General features: G+C 67.3%; 18 protein-coding genes and 1 pseudogene. 11 read left to right on the top strand and 8 right to left on the bottom strand.

Translation table 11 applies throughout. The annotated features are described in order from the left end of the window. Nucleotides 1–112 precede the first annotated feature (112 nt). The 9 genes from ACWCRJ_RS33625 to ACWCRJ_RS33585 all read left to right on the top strand — a co-directional run bounded on the left by ACWCRJ_RS33625 (nucleotide 113) and on the right by ACWCRJ_RS33585 (nucleotide 7,731). Complete coding sequence (locus ACWCRJ_RS33625) at nucleotides 113–298, top strand: hypothetical protein (protein WP_450942840.1); 186 nt, start codon at nucleotides 113–115, stop codon at nucleotides 296–298. Between the two features lie 1,500 nt (nucleotides 299–1,798). Then, entirely contained in the window at nucleotides 1,799–2,206 is a 408-nt protein-coding gene (locus ACWCRJ_RS33620) for a hypothetical protein (protein WP_450942839.1), read from the top strand. Nucleotides 2,207–2,234: 28 nt separating this feature from the next. Continuing rightward, nucleotides 2,235–3,101 carry a hypothetical protein gene (locus ACWCRJ_RS33615; protein WP_450942838.1) on the top strand — a complete coding sequence of 289 codons (867 nt, stop codon included), beginning with the start codon at nucleotides 2,235–2,237 and terminating at the stop codon, nucleotides 3,099–3,101. Nucleotides 3,102–3,710: 609 nt separating this feature from the next. Then, nucleotides 3,711–4,067: a P27 family phage terminase small subunit gene (locus tag ACWCRJ_RS33610; RefSeq protein WP_450942837.1), complete on the top strand. Its 357-nt coding sequence runs from the start codon at nucleotides 3,711–3,713 to the stop codon at nucleotides 4,065–4,067. 699 nt (nucleotides 4,068–4,766) lie between these two features. Further along, on the top strand, nucleotides 4,767–5,039 hold the full coding sequence (locus ACWCRJ_RS33605; RefSeq protein ID WP_450942836.1) for a hypothetical protein: 273 nt from the start codon (nucleotides 4,767–4,769) through the stop codon (nucleotides 5,037–5,039). Further along, complete coding sequence (locus tag ACWCRJ_RS33600; RefSeq protein WP_450942835.1) at nucleotides 5,020–5,529, top strand: DUF6879 family protein; 510 nt, start codon at nucleotides 5,020–5,022, stop codon at nucleotides 5,527–5,529. Before ACWCRJ_RS33605 ends, ACWCRJ_RS33600 begins: the two co-directional genes overlap by 20 nt. 3 nt (nucleotides 5,530–5,532) lie before the next feature. Beyond that, nucleotides 5,533–6,381, top strand: a complete 849-nt coding sequence (locus tag ACWCRJ_RS33595; RefSeq protein WP_450942834.1) for a helix-turn-helix domain-containing protein — start codon at nucleotides 5,533–5,535, stop codon at nucleotides 6,379–6,381. Nucleotides 6,382–6,471: 90 nt separating this feature from the next. Then, entirely contained in the window at nucleotides 6,472–6,693 is a 222-nt protein-coding gene (locus ACWCRJ_RS33590) for a hypothetical protein (protein WP_450942833.1), read from the top strand. Between the two features lie 456 nt (nucleotides 6,694–7,149). Then, complete coding sequence (locus ACWCRJ_RS33585; protein WP_450942832.1) at nucleotides 7,150–7,731, top strand: hypothetical protein; 582 nt, start codon at nucleotides 7,150–7,152, stop codon at nucleotides 7,729–7,731. Here ACWCRJ_RS33585 and ACWCRJ_RS33580 read toward each other — a convergent pair. After that, complete coding sequence (locus ACWCRJ_RS33580) at nucleotides 7,728–8,132, bottom strand: hypothetical protein (protein ID WP_450942831.1); 405 nt, start codon at nucleotides 8,130–8,132, stop codon at nucleotides 7,728–7,730. The genes ACWCRJ_RS33585 and ACWCRJ_RS33580 overlap by 4 nt on opposite strands. Nucleotides 8,133–8,408: 276 nt before the next feature. Then, a pseudogene (locus ACWCRJ_RS33575) lies at nucleotides 8,409–8,732 on the bottom strand (low temperature requirement protein A); the annotation flags it as partial. A 157-nt stretch (nucleotides 8,733–8,889) separates the two neighbouring features. Between ACWCRJ_RS33575 and ACWCRJ_RS33570 the strand changes: the two are divergent. Then, nucleotides 8,890–9,072 (top strand): hypothetical protein, encoded by a 183-nt coding sequence (locus tag ACWCRJ_RS33570; protein WP_005485959.1) that lies wholly within the window; start codon nucleotides 8,890–8,892, stop codon nucleotides 9,070–9,072. A 31-nt stretch (nucleotides 9,073–9,103) separates the two neighbouring features. Here ACWCRJ_RS33570 and mscL read toward each other — a convergent pair whose 3' ends face one another. The 6 genes from mscL to ACWCRJ_RS33540 all read right to left on the bottom strand — a co-directional run bounded on the left by mscL (nucleotide 9,104) and on the right by ACWCRJ_RS33540 (nucleotide 15,299). Further along, complete coding sequence (mscL, locus tag ACWCRJ_RS33565) at nucleotides 9,104–9,583, bottom strand: large conductance mechanosensitive channel protein MscL (RefSeq protein WP_450942830.1); 480 nt, start codon at nucleotides 9,581–9,583, stop codon at nucleotides 9,104–9,106. Between the two features lie 99 nt (nucleotides 9,584–9,682). After that, nucleotides 9,683–10,273: a hypothetical protein gene (locus ACWCRJ_RS33560; RefSeq protein ID WP_450942829.1), complete on the bottom strand. Its 591-nt coding sequence runs from the start codon at nucleotides 10,271–10,273 to the stop codon at nucleotides 9,683–9,685. A 402-nt stretch (nucleotides 10,274–10,675) separates the two neighbouring features. Next, nucleotides 10,676–11,539, bottom strand: a complete 864-nt coding sequence (locus ACWCRJ_RS33555) for an S-methyl-5'-thioadenosine phosphorylase (protein ID WP_450942887.1) — start codon at nucleotides 11,537–11,539, stop codon at nucleotides 10,676–10,678. 178 nt (nucleotides 11,540–11,717) lie between these two features. Next, nucleotides 11,718–12,062 (bottom strand): FmdB family zinc ribbon protein, encoded by a 345-nt coding sequence (locus ACWCRJ_RS33550; protein ID WP_450942828.1) that lies wholly within the window; start codon nucleotides 12,060–12,062, stop codon nucleotides 11,718–11,720. Nucleotides 12,063–12,132: 70 nt separating this feature from the next. Beyond that, a complete protein-coding gene (locus ACWCRJ_RS33545) occupies nucleotides 12,133–13,413 on the bottom strand; it encodes an MFS transporter (RefSeq protein WP_450942827.1) in 1,281 nt (426 codons plus the stop codon). Between the two features lie 266 nt (nucleotides 13,414–13,679). Next, nucleotides 13,680–15,299: a potassium/proton antiporter gene (locus tag ACWCRJ_RS33540; RefSeq protein ID WP_450942826.1), complete on the bottom strand. Its 1,620-nt coding sequence runs from the start codon at nucleotides 15,297–15,299 to the stop codon at nucleotides 13,680–13,682. A 247-nt stretch (nucleotides 15,300–15,546) separates the two neighbouring features. On the opposite strand from ACWCRJ_RS33540, the gene ACWCRJ_RS33535 reads away from it, so the two are divergent. After that, on the top strand, nucleotides 15,547–18,384 hold the full coding sequence (locus ACWCRJ_RS33535; RefSeq protein ID WP_450942825.1) for a penicillin acylase family protein: 2,838 nt from the start codon (nucleotides 15,547–15,549) through the stop codon (nucleotides 18,382–18,384). Nucleotides 18,385–18,431 lie beyond the last annotated feature (47 nt).

The following is an 18,431-nucleotide window of genomic DNA, read 5'->3' as shown; positions in this document are numbered from 1 at the left end:
ACGGCCGGCTGGCGTATCTGACGCACCGTCAGAAACAGAGTCTTGCATCGCTTTACAGGCTGCCTCTCTGGGGGTTGAAACCGCCATGGAGAGACAGCAGGGAGGTAGCGCGGTGCCCATCACGAACACGCTCGACCTGGAAACGCTCAGCGCTCGTATGGACGCCTGGGCCAGCGAGCCGGATACGTCGACGCGTGGCCGACTCGTTCGGATGTTCCGGAAGAACCACGGCAATTCCCCGGACCTACAGGCGGCCCGCCTCGCGCTGCTGATCGGTTACGCCGAAAAGGCCGCGTAGACGTTCCCCCCTCCCTTCCGAAGAAACCCCCGTCTTTCGCTGACGGGGGTTTTTCATCCCAGAGTTTAGGGACTTTCGGGGACGGGCTATGTCCCGCAACACCCTTTAGGGAACTCCCCTTGTCCCCGAAACCGCGCTTAAGAATGCCCGATTGTCCCCGTAATCAGCTTTAGGGACACACCCCCTGTCCATGAAAGGAACTAAACACCATGACCAAGAAGGAACTAATTTCTCTGCTCCGCGATGCTGAGTCAGCGCTGTGGGGAGCCGTCGGAAAGGGAGTAAACGGGGCTGAGGAGACACACCAAAGGATTGCTCTAGCCCTACGCGCCGAGGCAGCGGAAACCCCCGATGGCGTGTGCGTGAGCTGCGGTAATGCGCTGACGCAGTCCTCTACCGGCCGCCCGCGCAAGTACTGCGGCGAGGCTTGCAAGAAGCGCACGTACCGAGCCAATCGGGTACAGCGGGAGGGCTGAGCTAGTTCTCTGTTTTTCTATCTTTTCTTAGGTGTGATGCTTCTAAGTGTAGAAAACACAGTAGGCATCAAGGTCTATAGGAAACCCATAGAGCTTAGGGTCCACTGTGTTTCCTGCACTGAGAAACGTCACACCTCCCCAACTCCGAGGAGGAACCAAGATGGGCCACTATCCGTGGCAGGCTCACGAGAGCCACTGTGTGATCTGCTCCCGCCCATTGACCGGCCGACAGGAGCGGTATTGCTCGAACATTTGCCGAGAGACACATAGGCGACTATCCGCGCTGACCGACGGTGCGGCCCTTGGCAAGCGCGCTTGCGACTTCTGCGAACGCGACTTTTACCCGGACACCAAGCGTCAGCGGTTCTGCTGCTCGAACTGCTCGCTGCTGGCCAAGGACGAGAAAGTCAAGGAACGGGAAGAGGCTGTGTGCCAGCTAGAGGGGTGCGAGGAGAACGCCGGTTGGGAGGGCGCAGGACGTGCAAAGCGCTATTGCTCCCGCGCTCACCAGCAAAAGGCATACCGCCTACGCAAGGCCGCTGAGCGCGCTTCTGGGAGCCGCTGAGGGGTAAGCCGGTACCGAGTGCCAGCGAGGCAGAGATAGGCGCTCAGAGGGGCGCTGAGCCATTCTGCAACTCCGAGCCGGCCGTCACGGTTGGGTAACGAATGCTTGCGGGGGTTCGAAATCCCGCACCTTTCCGGCTTTGTGCTTTACGTACTGCCTCTCTTGAGGGTGAGGGTGTTACCTCTCGTCTCCGGGAACCTCGGTGTTCTCCTCTCGGTCGGCGCGTGGCCGGTTGGCTCTCCTCAGCCGGTCCGCCCGTCGGCACACCTAAACGTTTAGGTGTGGTAGACGACCCCTCACTCTGCGGCTGTCACCCGCAATCCCTTAAATCTTCGGCGAGTTGTAGTCACGCGCGCATAGTCGGCGTACTCCTCCCCGATGGGCCCCCTTGCCCGCTGTGGTCTGTGACAGAGACCCGGCGAGTAAGGGGGCCCTTTTGTGTATCCGGAAGGACGTTCCATGACCGCATGGAGTTGGGCCGAAATAAGCGGCGCGGGTGGATCTACCAGTTACGACCGAAAGTACGCCGAGCGCCGATCCCGTAGCGCGGCACCCAGGGTCAGCAGTTCCGACTATGCCGACCACTACGCGGAAAAGGCGGCAGCGCGCGAGCGGGAACAGCGCAGGGCTCAGGAAGACCGCGAATGGACCGAGAGTTCGCGTGAGCGGGATGAGCGCGAATTGAGGCTGCTCAAGTTCCGCGCTGACGATCCGGAGCCATGGCCCCTTGGGCTACCGATCCCCGGCGATCCCGATAACGACATTTCCGAAGCATCCACAGAGCAGCAGGCTTGGGAGAACCGGCGCGACCAATTCCTACAGCGTGCCGAGGGCGAGGAACTAGCCGCCCGCATTTCCCGCCGCTGATAACCACACCACCCGAGAGGAAACCCCGATGGAACTAGCAAACCAGGACATGCGCATTGCGCTGTCTTACTCCGACGCCGCTAAGAAGCGAATCACCGAACTAGAGCGTGTCGTCCAGCGCGCAAAGCGGCCCGAGGATATTTGGACCGAGGAAGCGCAGCTACTTGGCATTGACTCGTGGCACTGCGACCTAGCTCCGGCCGTGGCCGTCGAGCGTTGGGCCAAGGTGCTGGAATTGAGCGGGGCCTGCGATGACCTAGAGGCCCGCTGGAATGAGCTAGAGACCGAGGCTGAGGATATTCGCCAGAATGCCGCAAAGGCTCACGCTGAGGCTATGCGCAAGGGTACTAAGGCTCCCGCTACGGCCGCTAAGGCATTCGAGGCTGACGCAGCCCTAGAGGGATGCTCGCTGGCCCTTAGCGAGACTGTGACGGACCTCCGCCGGGCACGTGCCGAGTATGAGGCCCTGCTAAAGGATCGCGGATTCCTGAACAAGTACCGTGAGACCGTCATCGCTGAATTCAACACACAGCGGAAGCGGGCCGCCGAGGTGTTTTCCGCTGTGGCCGGTGCCATTGGTGAGACTCGCCGTCGCTTTGGTGTGCTCCACTCGCTGACCATGGGTGGCCTACTCGATATCCCGGAGGATGCACAGGGGTACCTGGTGCTTACTGGAAAGGGTTGGGGGCAGGCTGATCTATCGTCTGCCATCGACATCATTTCTCGCCAGGTGGGCGAGACCGACCCATTCCTTTCGGGTGAGTTCCTGACTGCACCTATGGAAGAAATCAACGCTACGGCGATTGAGACGGCCGAGAGGGTCAAGGCTGAGATCGATAAGAGTCGGCAGAACCATTACTCGCCCGATGGAATTGTCAGTAGCCGGATGATCTGACGTCACGCTACGCGGGGTCGGCCCGGCATTAGCCACCGGCCCCGCTGTTTTGGAAAGGACCCGCGCTTATGGCATGGGAGACCAGCAATCGACGCGAGCGACTACCGGCCAACTGGGCAAAGCTGCGGCAGCGTGCAATTCGGCGGGCGGGGGGTGTATGCCAGGGAGTCATAGAGGAGACCGGCCAGCGCTGCACATACCCCGGCACGGACGTTGACCACATCACCCCCGGCGATAATCACGCGCTAGACAACCTGCAATTGCTGTGTCGCTGGCACCACACCAGGAAGACGCAAGCCGAGGCGGCAGTAGCGAAAGCAATCAAGAGGGCCGCAACCAAAAGGCCGGAGCCCACGGGCCGCAATGAGCCCACGCCTGATCCCTGGTGACCATTGGCGCGTCTCGTTCTCTGTAAATTCGTCTGTGATTTCACGCTAGGTGACGGCCGGCTCGGGTCACTTAGAGTGCCCAAAGGGGTGGGGGGTGACCCCCTTTTCGGCCCTTTCCCGACCGCAAGCGTATAGCACCCCTGATTCTCCGTCCGGAGCACCAGAACCAGTTAACCCGCTGTGACCAGCGCAGATAGACAATCCCCGGGAAGGGGGCACGATGAGTAACCAGAAGATCAGCGCGGAATTCCGCCGGGCCGTGGTCGAGGAATTCGACCTAGAGGCATACGAGGTGACCACCCTTGACCGGGCCTGCGCTGTGCTCGATCAGATCCAGGGCCTAGAACACGACGTGAACACGCGCGGCGTAATCGTCCGGGGAATCCGGGGCGGCCTGTACCCGAATCCCTCGCTAAAGGAACTGCGCGCCGCCGAAGGATCGTTCATGGCTTTGGTGCGCTCCCTCGGTCTGAGCGACGCAGACAGCGTGACGGGAAAGGGTTCGGCGTCTGCTGCTGCCCGCGCAATGAACCGGGCGCGCTGGGGGGTGCGTTCGATTGGCTCGGCGTCGGCGTAATGACGCGTCAGTTGATACCGGCCCTTCCGCTGCGGAGGTTGAGCTAGCGCGCCGGTACGTCGCCGCTGGCCATTCCCTACCGGTACAGGATTTCAGCCGCCCGCTTGCTGACGGCGAGATTGAAGCCGAGGTGCAGGAATGGGCCGGGCGAATCCATCGCATGTCCACGCTGTTCTGAACGCGACCAGCCCGCATCGAATCGTATTGAACTCTAGGAGATTGCATATGTTGGCAAAAACGTGTCGGCGCCCCGGCTGTGCAGAGGCGTGCTATCGGGGCCCGAGAGGCTTTAAGCCGTACTGCACGAAACCTTGCCGCCTTTGGCACCAGGCATTTATTTCGTTCACCCAGGACGGCCCGGCCCCCGACCGTGACAGCGCGACGGATGCGGTCCTGTTCGCTGGTGTCCTCGGCCTAGGACTGGGCGGCGGGACGATGCCGGTACTGCGCGAACTGTTCGACGCCTACGGCCGTAGGTGACCACGCCTCAACGTTTAGGTGTGCCTGGCCCCCGATGACTGGCCCCGCTGTGGGTCTGGTTGTCGGGGGTTCTTCATTTGCTGACGGGTAGTCAGGTGATCTTGTGGATCGACCCCTTGGCGGGAACAAGTGGCCTACGAATCGGCGGTCTTGACGGGATGGCCGGATGGGGTGATGGTCAAGCAATCCGCCGCAATCGGATCGACACAGGGAGTGGACATGAGGTTGCGTTTCCTAGGGATCATCCCGAACTCGCCCGGTAACGAGTCTCCGACCCTTTGGTTGGACGAGGACAGCGGGGACCTGCTGATCCAGTCCTACAAGGCCACTGAGGCGGAGGTGAAGGCGTGCCAGGAGATCGGCTCGATTCCTGGTCACGGGACGGACGTTCCGGATCATGAGGCGATCATCCGACTGCCTAAGGTGATGTTGAAGTTCATCCCCCGGCCCGACAGTGAGGACAAGGCGAACGGTGCCAGCGAAGACGCTTGAGGAAGAGTGGGCCAGCGTCACCAGGAGTGCTGTCCATCTGGAGATGCGAGACGGCTACATCCGGGATGATCCGGGGTTCATTGCCTGGCAGGAAGGGCGGACCGCTGAAGCGGCGGCCAGGTATCAGGCGTGGACCGAGCTGATGAAGCAGGCGACGGCGCGCGGAGTGGTGGTGCGTCGCGCCCGGATCGTCAGCGAGCCCCTTTCGGACTACTGCCGGTTTGAGTACGACGTAACCGGACCGGTGAACCTCGCGGGTGGCGAGCAAGTGCGCTGGTTGCCCCGCCGTCGCGCATCTGACATCGCCCTGCCCGGTAACGATTTCTGGATTTTCGACGGCGCACGCGGAGCGTTCAATCACTTCACGGGCGAGGGGGCCTCCGCCGGGCCGGAACCCTTCGATGACCCCGGTGTGGTGAAGCTGTGCGCTGACGCGTTCGAGTCCGTGTGGGAGCGGGCCACCCCGCATGAGGAGTATCGGCCCGTCTGATCCATGGCAACTTCGTCATCGTCCAGCGTCCAGGCGGCCCGGCAGGCTCTTGCGGATCGTCTTCGTGAGCTTTGCCGGGACGCCGGGATGGACGGCAAGGACCTTGCAGCGGCGTGCGGCTGGCACCCGTCCAAGGTGTCCCGTATCTCAACGGCGAAAGCCACCCCATCCGCCGCTGACATTCGGGCGTGGTGCGAGGCGTGCGGGCGCGAGGATCAGACAGACGACCTGATCGCCTCTCTCCGCGCCGTCGAGGGCATGTGGGTGCAGTGGCACCGCATGGAGCGTTCGGGACTGCGACGCGCCCAGGAGTCCGTTCTCCCGCTGTACGAGCGCACCACCCGATTCCGCGCCTACTCGCCCAACTTCGTACCGGGCCTGATCCAGACCTACGGCTACACGGAAGACGTGTTGCGCGCCGTCCAGCGGAGACGGGTTGTGGTCGATGACGTGGCCGATGCCGTGGCCGTCCGTATGGAGCGTCAGCGTGTGCTTTTCGAGGGGCACCGACAGTTCGCGTTCCTGGTTGAGGAGTCCGTCTTGAACAACGGGCTCGGTGAGGCCGGCACTCAGGCGGAACAGCTTGACCACCTGCTGACGGTCGGGGCGCTACCCAACGTCAGCGTCGGCGTGATTCCGAACCGTCTGGGCCGGGCGCGTATGCCCATTGAAGGCTTCTGGTTGCACGACATGACGCAGGTCAACGTAGAGCTTGTCTCCGGGTACCTGACTCTGACGCAACCCAGCGAGGTGAAGGCGTACGCCGACGCGTTCGCCACGCTGGCCGACATGGCGGTTGTTGGCACCAAGGCCCGCGCGCTGATCACCAGGGTCCGTGACTCTCTCGTGTGATCCGCTCGCAATCGCGCGCAATCCGCTGTGAGTTGGCGCTCCGGCCTTCCTAGCGTGGTCGTCATCGGACCACTTGAGGGGACGGCGAGGATGGCGAGCACGACGCAGCAACCGGAGACCGACGCGAGACAGCGGGAGTACACGACCTTCGCCCCCTCGGGGGAGACGTGCCCCAACTGCCGGAAGCCGATCAAGAGCCTTGAGCGCTGCCGACGGGGTGAGATCGAGCGGCAGTCCGCCGGTCCGGCCGTGGTCTACCGGCATCTCGACTGCAACGACCCGCAGGGGCTCAAGTCCGGGTCCAAGTCGTGACGGCTCCCGCGAGGCTCCACAAGCGCCGTACGCGCCCGCTACCGGCCCCCGAGCTAGTCAGCCTCGTAGACGACCCGGAAGGACCGTACGCGGGCTCTGAGGAGGGCTGGTGGACCGAGTACGGCGGTGCCCGTGACCCGCGCTCGGGAGTGGTCTACATACCGCCCGGCGGGAAGCGACCCCCGTACTCGCTCCACAGCGACGAGACGTGAGGCACGCGCGCGGCCTGGTGGTGGGTCTCGCTGCCGCTGCGTGGGTTTACGTCGTCGCTGTCATCGTGGCCCGAGGCTGGGCCGCCTAAATCTCCGTCCCTGCCGGACGCATATCCGCAGAGGTGTTCCCCCACCAGGAAATCCGGCAGGGGCGGCGCAATCTCCACTCCGACCGTTATGCAACAGGAAGGGCTAGCGGCCGGAGTGGTACGTCATGCACGCAACCGAAAAGGAGAGTGCAGCAGTGAGCGCAAAGAGTCTTCCCGCCGCTGGCAAGGTGGCGGAGCGGGCGCGGGAAATCCACGTTGCCATTCACGCGGACGAGGAATTCCCCGCGTTCGTCGCGGCCAGTCTCAAGTACGACGAGGATTGGACGTGTTACAGCGGCACCCCGGTCATCAGCAAGTACAACCAGGAGACCGACGCGGCCCCGCTGTTCGCGGAAGGTCTGCGGGCGCTCTGTCTCAAGGCCGCCGTATTCGAGATGACCGGCGACGAGAACACGGCAGAAATCCCGATCGCCGTTCCCGTGGACGAGATGACGCACGCGATGATCGCGCAGCCGCAACTGTTGGCGCGCATTGCCGCGCGAGTCGGCGTCCAGATCATCCACCAGACCAACCAGGAACACACCGACTGGCGGACCGACGACTACACGCATGAGGCGTACCGCGCTGCGTGGGGGGAGCCGCCCGCCCGTTACTGGATCGACCACGAGGAGGTCACGCGCCGCCTCTCGATCCTGCGCGAGAAGTACGCGGCGGCCGGGTTCCTGAACATGGGACAGGCCCACGTGATCGAGTTCGGCGAAATGGTCGCGGCCTAGCTAAGTGCGCGGCGCAGCGTTGCGAGAGCGTCGAGGTTCGGGAATGCGCGCGGAATCTCGGTCGTGGCCTGCTCAATGAGGCTTTCGAGCAACACGGGCGCAGTGCCGTAAAGCAGGCTTCGCAGATACGGAACCACTTCGGTTTCGTCCGCTGGCAATTCGAGTGTCGCAGTGAGCGGTGCACCCTCGCTTTTGTATCGCGCGGCCGGTAGTCCCACCTTGTCCGGGTGGACGCAGACCGGTGTGCCATCCGCTGTGTACCGGTGCCCGTCGTCGGGATTGAACGGGCATTCCTTGGTCGGTCGCTCGAATACGTCGAACTCCCCGACAGCGTGAGAGCGCGAGGGGCAAATTCCGCAAGCGCGGTGGAGCACGTCACCGTTGACGAAAGGCGCAGCCATAGGCCGAGCCTAGCCCCAACTGGGGTGCCAGAGACGCCCGTTCCGGCCGGGACAACCCATGGACAGGTCGAGTCGGCTGGAGCGGTTGCAGGACCCTCTGCGGGGGCCATTGGGTGCACTCCGCAGAGGATGAGGGGCAGACCCCCGGCGCAAGCCGTGACGGCCCCGTACGGCCCCGTTCGCGTGCTTCCCCCGAGGTAGGCGGACGGGGCTTCCTGCTGTGCCGATGGCCCCCGGACCAGGGGAGACGCTAGGCTCAGATCAACCTGTTGCACCGTTAGGCCACGCCCACCAGATCGCGAAGAAGACCATGGCGTAGTTCACGATGCCCTCGGCCGCGTGGGCCTCCGCGACCGCGTGCACGAGTTGGACGCCCGCCTGGGCCACGGCGACCACGAAGCAGAGGTCGAAGAAGAGTTCCAGCGGTGAGGCGACCCGGTGTTCCTCCCCACGCCCCCGTGCGACCAGCCTGCGCACCGGGGCCCGGCCGCCGCCGGAGTGGGAGGCGGAGGCCGAGGAGGAGGACGCGGCCGAGGCCGTGCCGGAGTCCGGGGCCGGTTCCGGAGCCGAGGGGCCCGAGGGTGTGGAACTGGACGTCATGGGGCCAAGCACACCAGATAACCCGAGGGAATTCCCGCTCGGGGGCGCACACGTGCCTGGCGGGACCGGGAGAGTGCGCGGACGGGCCCGGCGAACGTGTGGGTGGGGCGAGGGAAGAGGCCGCCGTCGGCCGGGCTCGGGGCCGTACCCTGGAGGCATGAGTACCGCTCCCGCCCCCGAACCGCGTGACCCCAAGGCCGCGCTGGTCTTCGACGACCCGCTCAGCCGGCCGTCGTCCGACGACACCGACCACGGGTGGGGCGAGCGGCCCGGCGACGGTGGGGACAGCGCGGCCGACCTGAAGCGCTTCCTCGACGAGAAGCCGCCCCACCACCTCTGACACCGTCGGCCGAGCGCTGCGAACGCCGCCGCTAGGTGCGGTCGTGACCCGAACCGCGCTGGGCCACCAGGGCGTCGCGGATCTCCTTCAGAACCTCCAGCTCGGTCACCTCGATGACCTCTTGCGTGCCTTCCTTCGCCTTGCGGCGGGCCTCCTGGCGGGCCAGGTACTTGGCCATGGGAAGCACCATCAGGAAGTAGACGACGGCCGCGGTGATGAGGAACGTGAGCGTCGCGTTCAGCACCGTGCCCCAGAGGATCGCGACACCGTGGGTGACCGTGCCGTCCGCCGCCACCGTGCAGGGATCCTTCCAGCAGTAGCGGTACTGGTCGAGGTTCTTCGTGCCGAACGCCCCCACCAGCGGGCTGATGACGCCCTTCACCACCGAGTTGACGATGTTGGTGAAGGCCGCGCCGATGACCACGGCGACGGCCAGGTCGACCACGTTCCCCCGCATCAGGAAGGCCTTGAAGCCCTCCCAGACGCTCGCCTGCTTCTGCTTGCTCACCACGAGGCCCTTCTGCGCTGATTGTGGAACAAACGACTCCGCAACCTACGTGAGGGCCGGGCTCGGGTGTCCAGTCGGGTCCCACCATCGTGGGACTTGACGTCACCACAGCGTCACCGCCAACCGGGACGTGGCGCCCGCGCCGGCCAGCCGGGCCGCGGTGCGGCGGGGCACGGTCAGGACGACCAGGGCTCCGCTCTCGGTGGCGTCGGCGGCCGGCACCTTGGACACACGGGCACCGCGGGCGACGATCCGCGCGGCCCCGGCGCCCGTGGCGGACTCCTCGGCCGCGATCACGTCGACGCGGTCGCCGGGGCGCAGCAGCCGTACCGTCGCGCCGTCGGAGATGCGGACCGGCGCGGTCACCGTCCCGGCGGCGGTGGGGCGACCGGGGACCGGGTCGGCCACGGGGTGGCCCCTGACCCGTCCGGTCTCCCCCGGCCCCGCTCCCGTCACCAGCAGGGCGGCCGCGGTCACCGCCAGGCCCGCGGCCATGGCCCGTCGTCGGCAGCGGGCGAGACGGCGGAGCCGGTGCGCCCCGCCGCGCACCCGGAGCGGCGCGAAGTGCGGGACCTCGCAGGTGGGAGGGGAGTCGGTGCCGGGCGGGCCGGCGGCCCAGGAGGGAAGCCGTGCGGACGCGGGCCGGGACGTGGAAGGGGACCGGGACGTGGAAGGGGACATGGAAGAGGACATGGGGACCACCACCTGCTGTGTGAGATCGGCTTGCGGTCCCACGATGAGGCTTCGCGGCGGCTGCTGCTGCGGGCTGTGGACCGGCGGCGGAATGTGGACAACTCCACCGCCCGAACGAGGAATTCCGCTCCCGCCACGAGCCGCCAGCCGCCCGTCACGAGTCGCCGGCCGCCCGTTACGAGTCGCCGGCCGCCCGTTACGAGTCGTCGGCCGCCCGTCACGAGTCGCCGGCCGCCCGTCACGAGTCGCCGGCCGCCAGTCACGAGCCGTCGGCCCAGCCGCTTGCTTGCCGCCCGCCCCTCGCCAGCCACGAGCCGCCCCACGGCCGCCCGCCGCCTGCGGTCGGCTCCCGCCCCCCAACACGCCCCCCGATCGGCCCGTGACGGCGCCCGCCGGTACCGACTACGGCAGCTCGAACCCCGGATCCATCCCGCCCAGCGCCTTCGCGCACAGGCAGTCGCGGCTGCCGTTCGGCGGCAGGGCGGCGACCGCGTCGAAGAGGACGCCCCGCAGCCGGTCGACGTTCGCGGCGAAGACCCGCAGCACCTCCTCGTGGGAGACGCCCTCCCCCGTCTCGGCGCCGGCGTCGAGGTCGGTGACGAGGGTCAGGGTGCTGTAGCAGAGCTCCAGTTCGCGGGCGAGGACGGCCTCGGGGTGGCCTGTCATACCGACGACGGACCAGCCCTGGGCCTGGTGCCACAGGGACTCGGCGCGGGTGGAGAAACGGGGCCCCTCGATCACTACCAGGGTGCCGCCGTCCACCGGTTCCCAGTCCCGGCCGCGCGCCGCTTCGAGCGCGGCTTCGCGGCCCACGGGGCAGTAGGGGTCGGCGAGCGAGACATGGACGACGTTGGGGACGGCCCCGCCGGGCAGCGGGAGGCCGTCGAAGTAGGTCTGGGTGCGGGACTTGGTGCGGTCCACCAGCTGGTCGGGGACGAGAAGCGTGCCCGGTCCGTACTCCGGCCGCAGACCGCCCACCGCACACGGGCCGAGCACCTGGCGCGCTCCGACGGAACGCAGTGCCCACAGGTTGGCCCGGTAGTTGATGCGGTGCGGCGGCAGATGGTGCCCACGCCCGTGGCGGGGGAGGAAGGCGACCCGGCGTCCGGCGATCTCACCGAGGAAGAGGGAGTCACTGGGCGGCCCGTAGGGGGTGTCGACCTGTATCTCGGTCACGTCGTCGAGGAAGGAGTAGAACCCCGACCCCCCGATGACCCCGATCTCCGCCAGGTCCGTCCCCGCCGGGCCCGTACCGGCGGAGCCCATGGCCGCGGTGCCGCCCGCCGAGCCCGTCCCTGCCGTGCCCGTCCCGCCCACCGGCCCCGCTCCGTCCGCCACGTGCTCCGTGTTCGCCATGCCCGCACCCTAACCGGGCCGGGAAAACGCCGAAGACCCCGCCGTCGCGTACGACTCGCATACGACGGCAGGGTCCCGGACGGGAGCGCTAGGCGGCCGAGGTGCTGCTCGTGGAGGAGGAGCCCGCGGACGACGACTTCGAGTCGGAGGACGACGACGAAGACGAGGACGACGAAGACGACGAGGACTTCGTGTCCGAGGACGACTTCGTGTCCGACGAGCCCTTCGACGTCGCCGGGCTGCTGCTCGACGAGGAGCCACGGCTGTCGTTCCGGTAGAAACCGGAGCCCTTGAAGACGATGCCGACCGCGGAGAACACCTTCTTGAGGCGGCCGTTGCAGGCGGGGCACTCGGTCAGGGCGTCGTCGGTGAACTTCTGCACCGCTTCGAGGCCCTCACCGCATTCGGTGCACTGGTACTGGTACGTCGGCACTGGCTCTTCCTCCTGGCACTCTCACTCGATGAGTGCTAACGACGGTCCATAGTGACCTATTCCCCCGGGATCAGTCCACTGTCACCGGCACTCGGTGACCGACGACACGCGCGACTGTACGGCTCCGGGACCTGCCCACCAGCCGCGTACGCAGCGCGAACAGGGTGGCCAGGGCCAGTACGGTACCGGCCGCGGGGACCAGGAATCCGGCGCCGGTCCACAGCCGGTCCTCCAGCTGTCCGGCGGCCGTGACGGCGGCCGCCTGGCCGAGCGCGACCGCGCCGGTGAGCCAGGTGAAGGCCTCCGTGCGGGCGCCGGACGGGACCAGCGAGTCGACCAGCGTGTAGCCGGTGATCAGTGCGGGGGCGATGCACATGCCGACCAGCAGGCCGAGCGCGGCGAGGACGAACACCGAATCGGCGGTCCACAGGGCGGAGGCGACCACCGCGAGGGCCGTGTAGCCGACGATCAGGCGCCGCTGAGGGGCGGCCTTCCAGGCGATGGCGCCGCAGACGATGCCGGAGAGCATGTTGCCGGCGGCGAAGACGCCGTACAGGACACCGTTCAGGCCGGGCTCGCCGATCGACTCGGAGAAGGCGGCGAGCGAGACCTGCATACCGCCGAAGACGGAGCCGATGCCCAGGAAGGTGACGATCAGGACGCGCACCCCGGGGACGGACAGGGCGGAGACGCGCTCCACGCGCGCGTGCGCCACGGAGACGACCTTGGGCTGGGTGGCGCGCTGCGCGGCGAACAGCAGGCCGCCGATCAGGGTGAGCCCGGCCTCGGTGAGCAGGCCTGCGGCCGGGTGCACGGCGGTGCAGAGCGCGGTCGCGAGCAGCGGGCCGAGCACGAAGGTCAGCTCGTCGGTGACGGACTCGAAGGCGGCGGCGGTGCTCATCAGGGGCGAGTCCTGGAGCTTGACGCCCCAGCGGGCCCGCACCATGGGGCCGACCTGCGGCACCGAGGCGCCCGTCGGCACGGCGGCGACGAACAGGGCCCACAGGGGGGCGTCCGTCAGGGCCAGCGCCGTCAGGGTGAGACCGGCGGCCCCGTGGACGAGGACGCCGGGGATCAGGACGGCCCGCTGCCCGTGGCGGTCGGCGAGGCGGCCGCTGTAGGGGGCGAACAGGGCCATGGAGACACCGGTGGCGGCGGCCACGGCGCCGGCCGCCCCGTACGAGCCGGTGGTGTGCTGGACCAGCAGCACGATGGAGATGGTCAGCATGGCGAACGGCTGACGGGCCGCGAAGCCGGGGAGAAGGAACGTCCACGCGCGCGGGGTGCGCAGCAACTGCCCGTAGCCCGGGCGGGACGCCTTCGAGGTGTTCGAGGTGACCGTGGATGCCACGGCCGTGCCTTTCCGCCGCCTGGTAGCGCGCCCGTGCGGGGGGCGCCGAGAGCTGTCCTCTTGCGCTACTGCGGTAGATGCCGGAGCCCACTGCGAGGGGTGTTCCGGCCGCCATACGGTCGCGCCAGCTCTGCGTCAGGCAGAGTTGGTCCGATCAAGTGCGCCTTCATCGTACAGGGGTGATCGGCCGGGTCGCCTGTGAAAACGAGCACCATGGGCGGTCGCACCCCCGATTTCGGAGGGTGTGAACAGGACGAAACCTGCTCTTAACGACCCGCCCCACCCTTCTTCCCGTTCTTGTTCCCGTTCCCGTCCCTGTTCCCGTTGCCCGTCCCCAGCCAGTCCGCCAGCTTGCCGCCCTGGCCGACGGCCCTGAGACGGCGTTCGGCCTGGTCGCGGACCGGGTCGGTGGCGACGACGAGCAGTTCGTCACCGCGGCGCAGGACCGTGGTCGGCAGCGGCACGAAGGAGGTGCCGTCGCGGACGACGAGGGTGACGGCGGCGCCCGGGGGGAGCCGTAGTTCGTTGACCTCGACGCCGTGCATCCGGGACTTCTCGGGGATGGCGACGGACAGCAGGTGGCCGCGCAGCCGCTCCAGCGGTGCCGACTCGATGCCGAGGTCGGCGGCCTCGTCGCCGGAGCCGCCGAGGCGCAGCTTGCGGGCCAGCCAGGGCAGTGTCGGCCCCTGGACGAGGGTGTAGACCACGACCAGCACGAAGACGATGTTGAAGATCCGGCGGCTGCCCTCGATCCCGCTCACCATGGGGATCGTCGCCAAAATGATGGGCACCGCGCCGCGCAGGCCGGCCCACGACAGCAGTGTCTGCTCCCGCCACGGGACCCGGAACGGCGTCAGCGCCACGATGACGCTGAGCGGTCGCGCCACCATGGTCAGCACCAGGCCGATGACGAGCGCGGGCCAGATGTCGTCGCCCATCTCGTGCGGGGTGACGAGCAGGCCGAGCAGGACGAACATGCCGATCTGGGCGATCCAGCCGACGCCCTCGGCGAAGCCGCGCGTGGCCGGCCAGTGCGGCAGCTTGGCGTTGCCGAGGACCACGGAGGCCAGGTAGACGGCGAGGAAGCCGCTGCCGTGGGCCATGGCGCCGGCCGCGTAGGCGGTCACGGCGATGGCCATGACGGCGATCGGGTAGAGGCCGGAGGCGGGCAGCGCCACATGCCGCAGGCCCCAGGAGCCCAGCCAGCCCACGGCGAGTCCTACGGCGGCGCCGATCGCCAGTTCCAGCGCTATCTCGCCGATGAGGACGTACCAGTGTTCGACCGGTCCGGCCATGGAGAGCGAGGCGACGAGGATCACGACCGGGGCGTCGTTGAAGCCGGACTCGGCCTCCAGGGTGCCTGTCACGCGCGCGGGGAGGGGGATCTTGCGCAGCACGGAGAAGACGGCCGCCGCGTCCGTGGAGGACACGACCGCGCCGATGATGAGTGACTGTCGCCACTCCAGCCCGATCAGATAGTGCGCGCCCGCGGCCGTGACGCCGACGCTCACCGCGACCCCGACCAGCGCCAGTGAGGCGGCGGCCGGCAGAGCCGGTTTGATCTCCTTCCACTTCGTGCCGAGGCCGCCCTCCGCGAGGATCACGACGAGGGCCGCGTAGCCGATGACCTGGGTCAGTTCGGCGTTGTCGAAGTGGATGTCGCCGATGCCGTCCTGGCCCATGGCGATGCCGATGCCCAGGTAGACGAGCAGGCTGGGGAGCCCGCTGCGCGACGAGATCCGGACCGCGGCGACCGCGACCAACAGGACGAGCGAGCAGACGAGCAGGAGCTGGTTGAGGTCGTGGACAGTCAGAGGGCCGTACCTTTCTCGCCGAACCGCACGTGGTTCCGGTTGGGATTGCCGAGCACTGGATGCGGGGCACACGCGCGTGGGGGCATGCCGAGCCGATCACGGAAACCGTGCGATTGCGGTTACGTCAGTGCGAGTACTTCGTTACCTTACCTAACTCTTGACGATTTCTTGACGCTTGCGAGGGCAAGATCGAACAGTCGTCCGCGCCAGTTCCCGACTCCGCGTCAAGTCGTGTCGGGCCCTGCGCCTATGGTTGCTCCAGCGTTCAGTACAAAGCACAGCCCGACCTGCCGCTCGTGTTAGGACAGCAAGGACAGCGATGCCCACCGACAATCCCGCCTCCTCCGGCCAGCAGTCCGGCAAGTCCGGCAGGAAGAAGGGACGCAAAGTCCGTCTTCTCCTGATCGTCCTGGTCCTGGCCATCATCGGTGGCGTCGGCTACGGGGCGTTCTGGTCCGTCTCCACCGTGCGCGCCTCCTTCCCCCAGACCAAGGGTTCGATAACCCTGGAGGGTCTGTCGGGGCCGGTCGACGTCAAGCGCGACGGCTACGGGATCCCGCAGATCTACGCCTCCTCGGACGAGGACCTGTTCATGGCGCAGGGCTACGTCCAGGCGCAGGACCGGTTCTACGAGATGGACGTGCGCCGCCACATGACGGCAGGCCGTCTCTCGGAGATGTTCGGCGAGAGCCAGGTCGACAACGACGAGTTCCTGCGCACCCTCGGCTGGCACCGCATCGCCGAGGAGGAGTACAAGAAGACGCTCTCGGCCGAGACGAGGAAGTACCTCGACGCGTACGCCAAGGGGGTCAACGCCTACCTCGCGGGCAAGGACGGCGACGAGATCTCGCTGGAGTACGCGGCCCTCGGTTTCGCCAACGACTACAAGCCCGAGGAGTGGACCCCGGTCGACTCGGTCGCCTGGCTGAAGGCGATGGCGTGGGACCTGCGCGGCAACATGCAGGACGAGATCGACCGCGCCCTGATGACCAGCCGCCTCGGCCCGAAGCAGATCGCCGACCTGTACCCGCAGTACCCGTACGACCGCAACGGGACGATCGTGCGGGAGGGCCAGTACGACGAGCTGACCAAGACCTGGTCGGACGGGTCCGGCTCGACGCAGAACGCCGACGGCTCCACGCAGGGCACCGGCGGCACCGGAACGGGCACCGGCACCGGCCAGAGCGTCGAAGGCTCCACGCAGGGCACCGGCGGCACGGGGACGGGCACCGGCACCGCCGGGACCTCCACGGACTCCGGAGCCCTCCAGACCCAGCTGGACGGCCTCTACAACGTCCTGGAGGACCTGCCCGAGGCCGTCGGCGTGAACGGCAACGGCATCGGATCCAACTCCTGGGTCGTCTCCGGTGACCACACCATCACCGGCAAGCCGCTCCTCGCCAACGACCCGCACCTGTCGGCGGCGCTGCCCTCGGTCTGGTACCAGATGGGGCTGCACTGCAAGGCCGTCTCGGCCAAGTGCCAGTACGACGTCTCCGGCTACACCTTCTCGGGCATGCCCGGCGTGGTCATCGGCCACAACGCGGACATCGCCTGGGGCATGACCAACTCCGGCGTCGACGTCACCGACCTCTACCTGGAGAAGCTCACCGGCGACGGCTACCAGTACGGCAGCAGGGTCCTGCCCTTCGACACCCGCGAGGAGACCATCGAGGTCGCCGGCGGCGAGTCGAAGAAGATCGTCGTCCGTCTCACCGAGGACGGCAGCCCCCTGCTCTCCGACCGCAGCAACGAACTGGTCCAGGTCGGCAAGAAGGCCACCGTGGACCAGGACGCCCCCGACCGCGGCGACGGCTACGGCATCGCCCTGCGCTGGACCGCGCTCGACCCCGGCACATCCATGGACGCCGTCTTCGCCATGAACAAGGCCAAGGGCTGGGAGGACTTCCGCAAGGCGGCCACCCTGTTCGACGTCCCCTCGCAGAACCTGATCTACGCCGACACCGAGGGCCACATCGGCTACCAGCTGCCCGGCAAGATCCCCACCCGGGGCAAGGGCGACGGCTCGATCCCGGCGCCCGGCTGGGACGCCAGGTACCGCTGGACCGGGTACATCGACCAGGACGAACTGCCCTACGAGTACGACCCGAAGCGCGGCTACATCGTCACCGCCAACCAGGCCGTCGTCGACAAGAAGTACCCGTACACGCTCACCACGGACTGGGGCTACGGCACGCGCGCGCAGCGGATCACCAGTCTCATCGAGTCGAAGATCAAGGGTGGCGGCAAGATCTCCACCGACGACATGCGGCAGATGCAGATGGACAACAGCAGCGAGATCGCCAAGCTGCTGGTGCCGCTGCTGCTCAAGATCGACGTGAACGACCCGCACGTCCGCGAGGCGCAGAAGCTCCTGGAGGGCTGGGACTACACCCAGGACGCCGACTCGGCGGCGGCCGCGTACTTCAACTCGGTCTGGCGCAACATCCTCAAGCTCGCCTTCGGCAACAAGCTGCCCAAGGAACTGCGCGTCGAGGGCCAGTGCCTGTCGGTCGAGCCGGTCGACGCCACCGGGCCCGCCGACGAGGACCGGCGGGTGCGCGAGTGCGGCAGGCGTGACGCCGACGAGGCGCAGCCGGACGGCGGCGACCGCTGGTTCGAGGTGGTCCGCAAGATCATCGACGACCAGGACAACGCCTGGTGGTCGACGCCGAAGACCCGCACCGAGAAGGCCGCCGACACCCGTGACGAGCTGTTCAAGCGGGCCATGCGGGACGCCCGTTGGGAGCTCACCGCCAAGCTCGGCAAGGACATCGACACCTGGAGCTGGGGCCGGCTGCACCGGCTGTTCCTGAAGAACCAGACCCTCGGCACCGCGGGCCCCGGTTTCCTCAAGTACATGCTCAACCGCGGCCCCTGGAAGCTCGGCGGCGGCGAGGCCACGGTCAACGCCACCGGCTGGAACGCGGCGGGCGGCTACGAGGTCGTGTGGGTGCCCTCGATGCGCATGGTGGTGAACCTCGGGGACCTCGACAAGTCCAAGTGGATCAACCTCACCGGCGCCTCCGGGCACGCGTACAACGCGCACTACACCGACCAGACCGACAAGTGGGCCAAGGGTGAGCTGCTGACATGGCCGTTCTCGGACAAGGCGGTCGAGCGCGGCACGAGCGACACGCTGCTGCTGAAACCGTGACGCCCTCCTGAACGCCGGAAGCGGCCCTCCACGCACGCGTGGGGGGC

Source organism: Streptomyces sp. NPDC002324 (assembly GCF_053593335.1).
The sequence above is the reverse complement of the archived record's forward strand: the minus strand, read 5'-3'. Positions and strand labels throughout refer to the sequence as shown.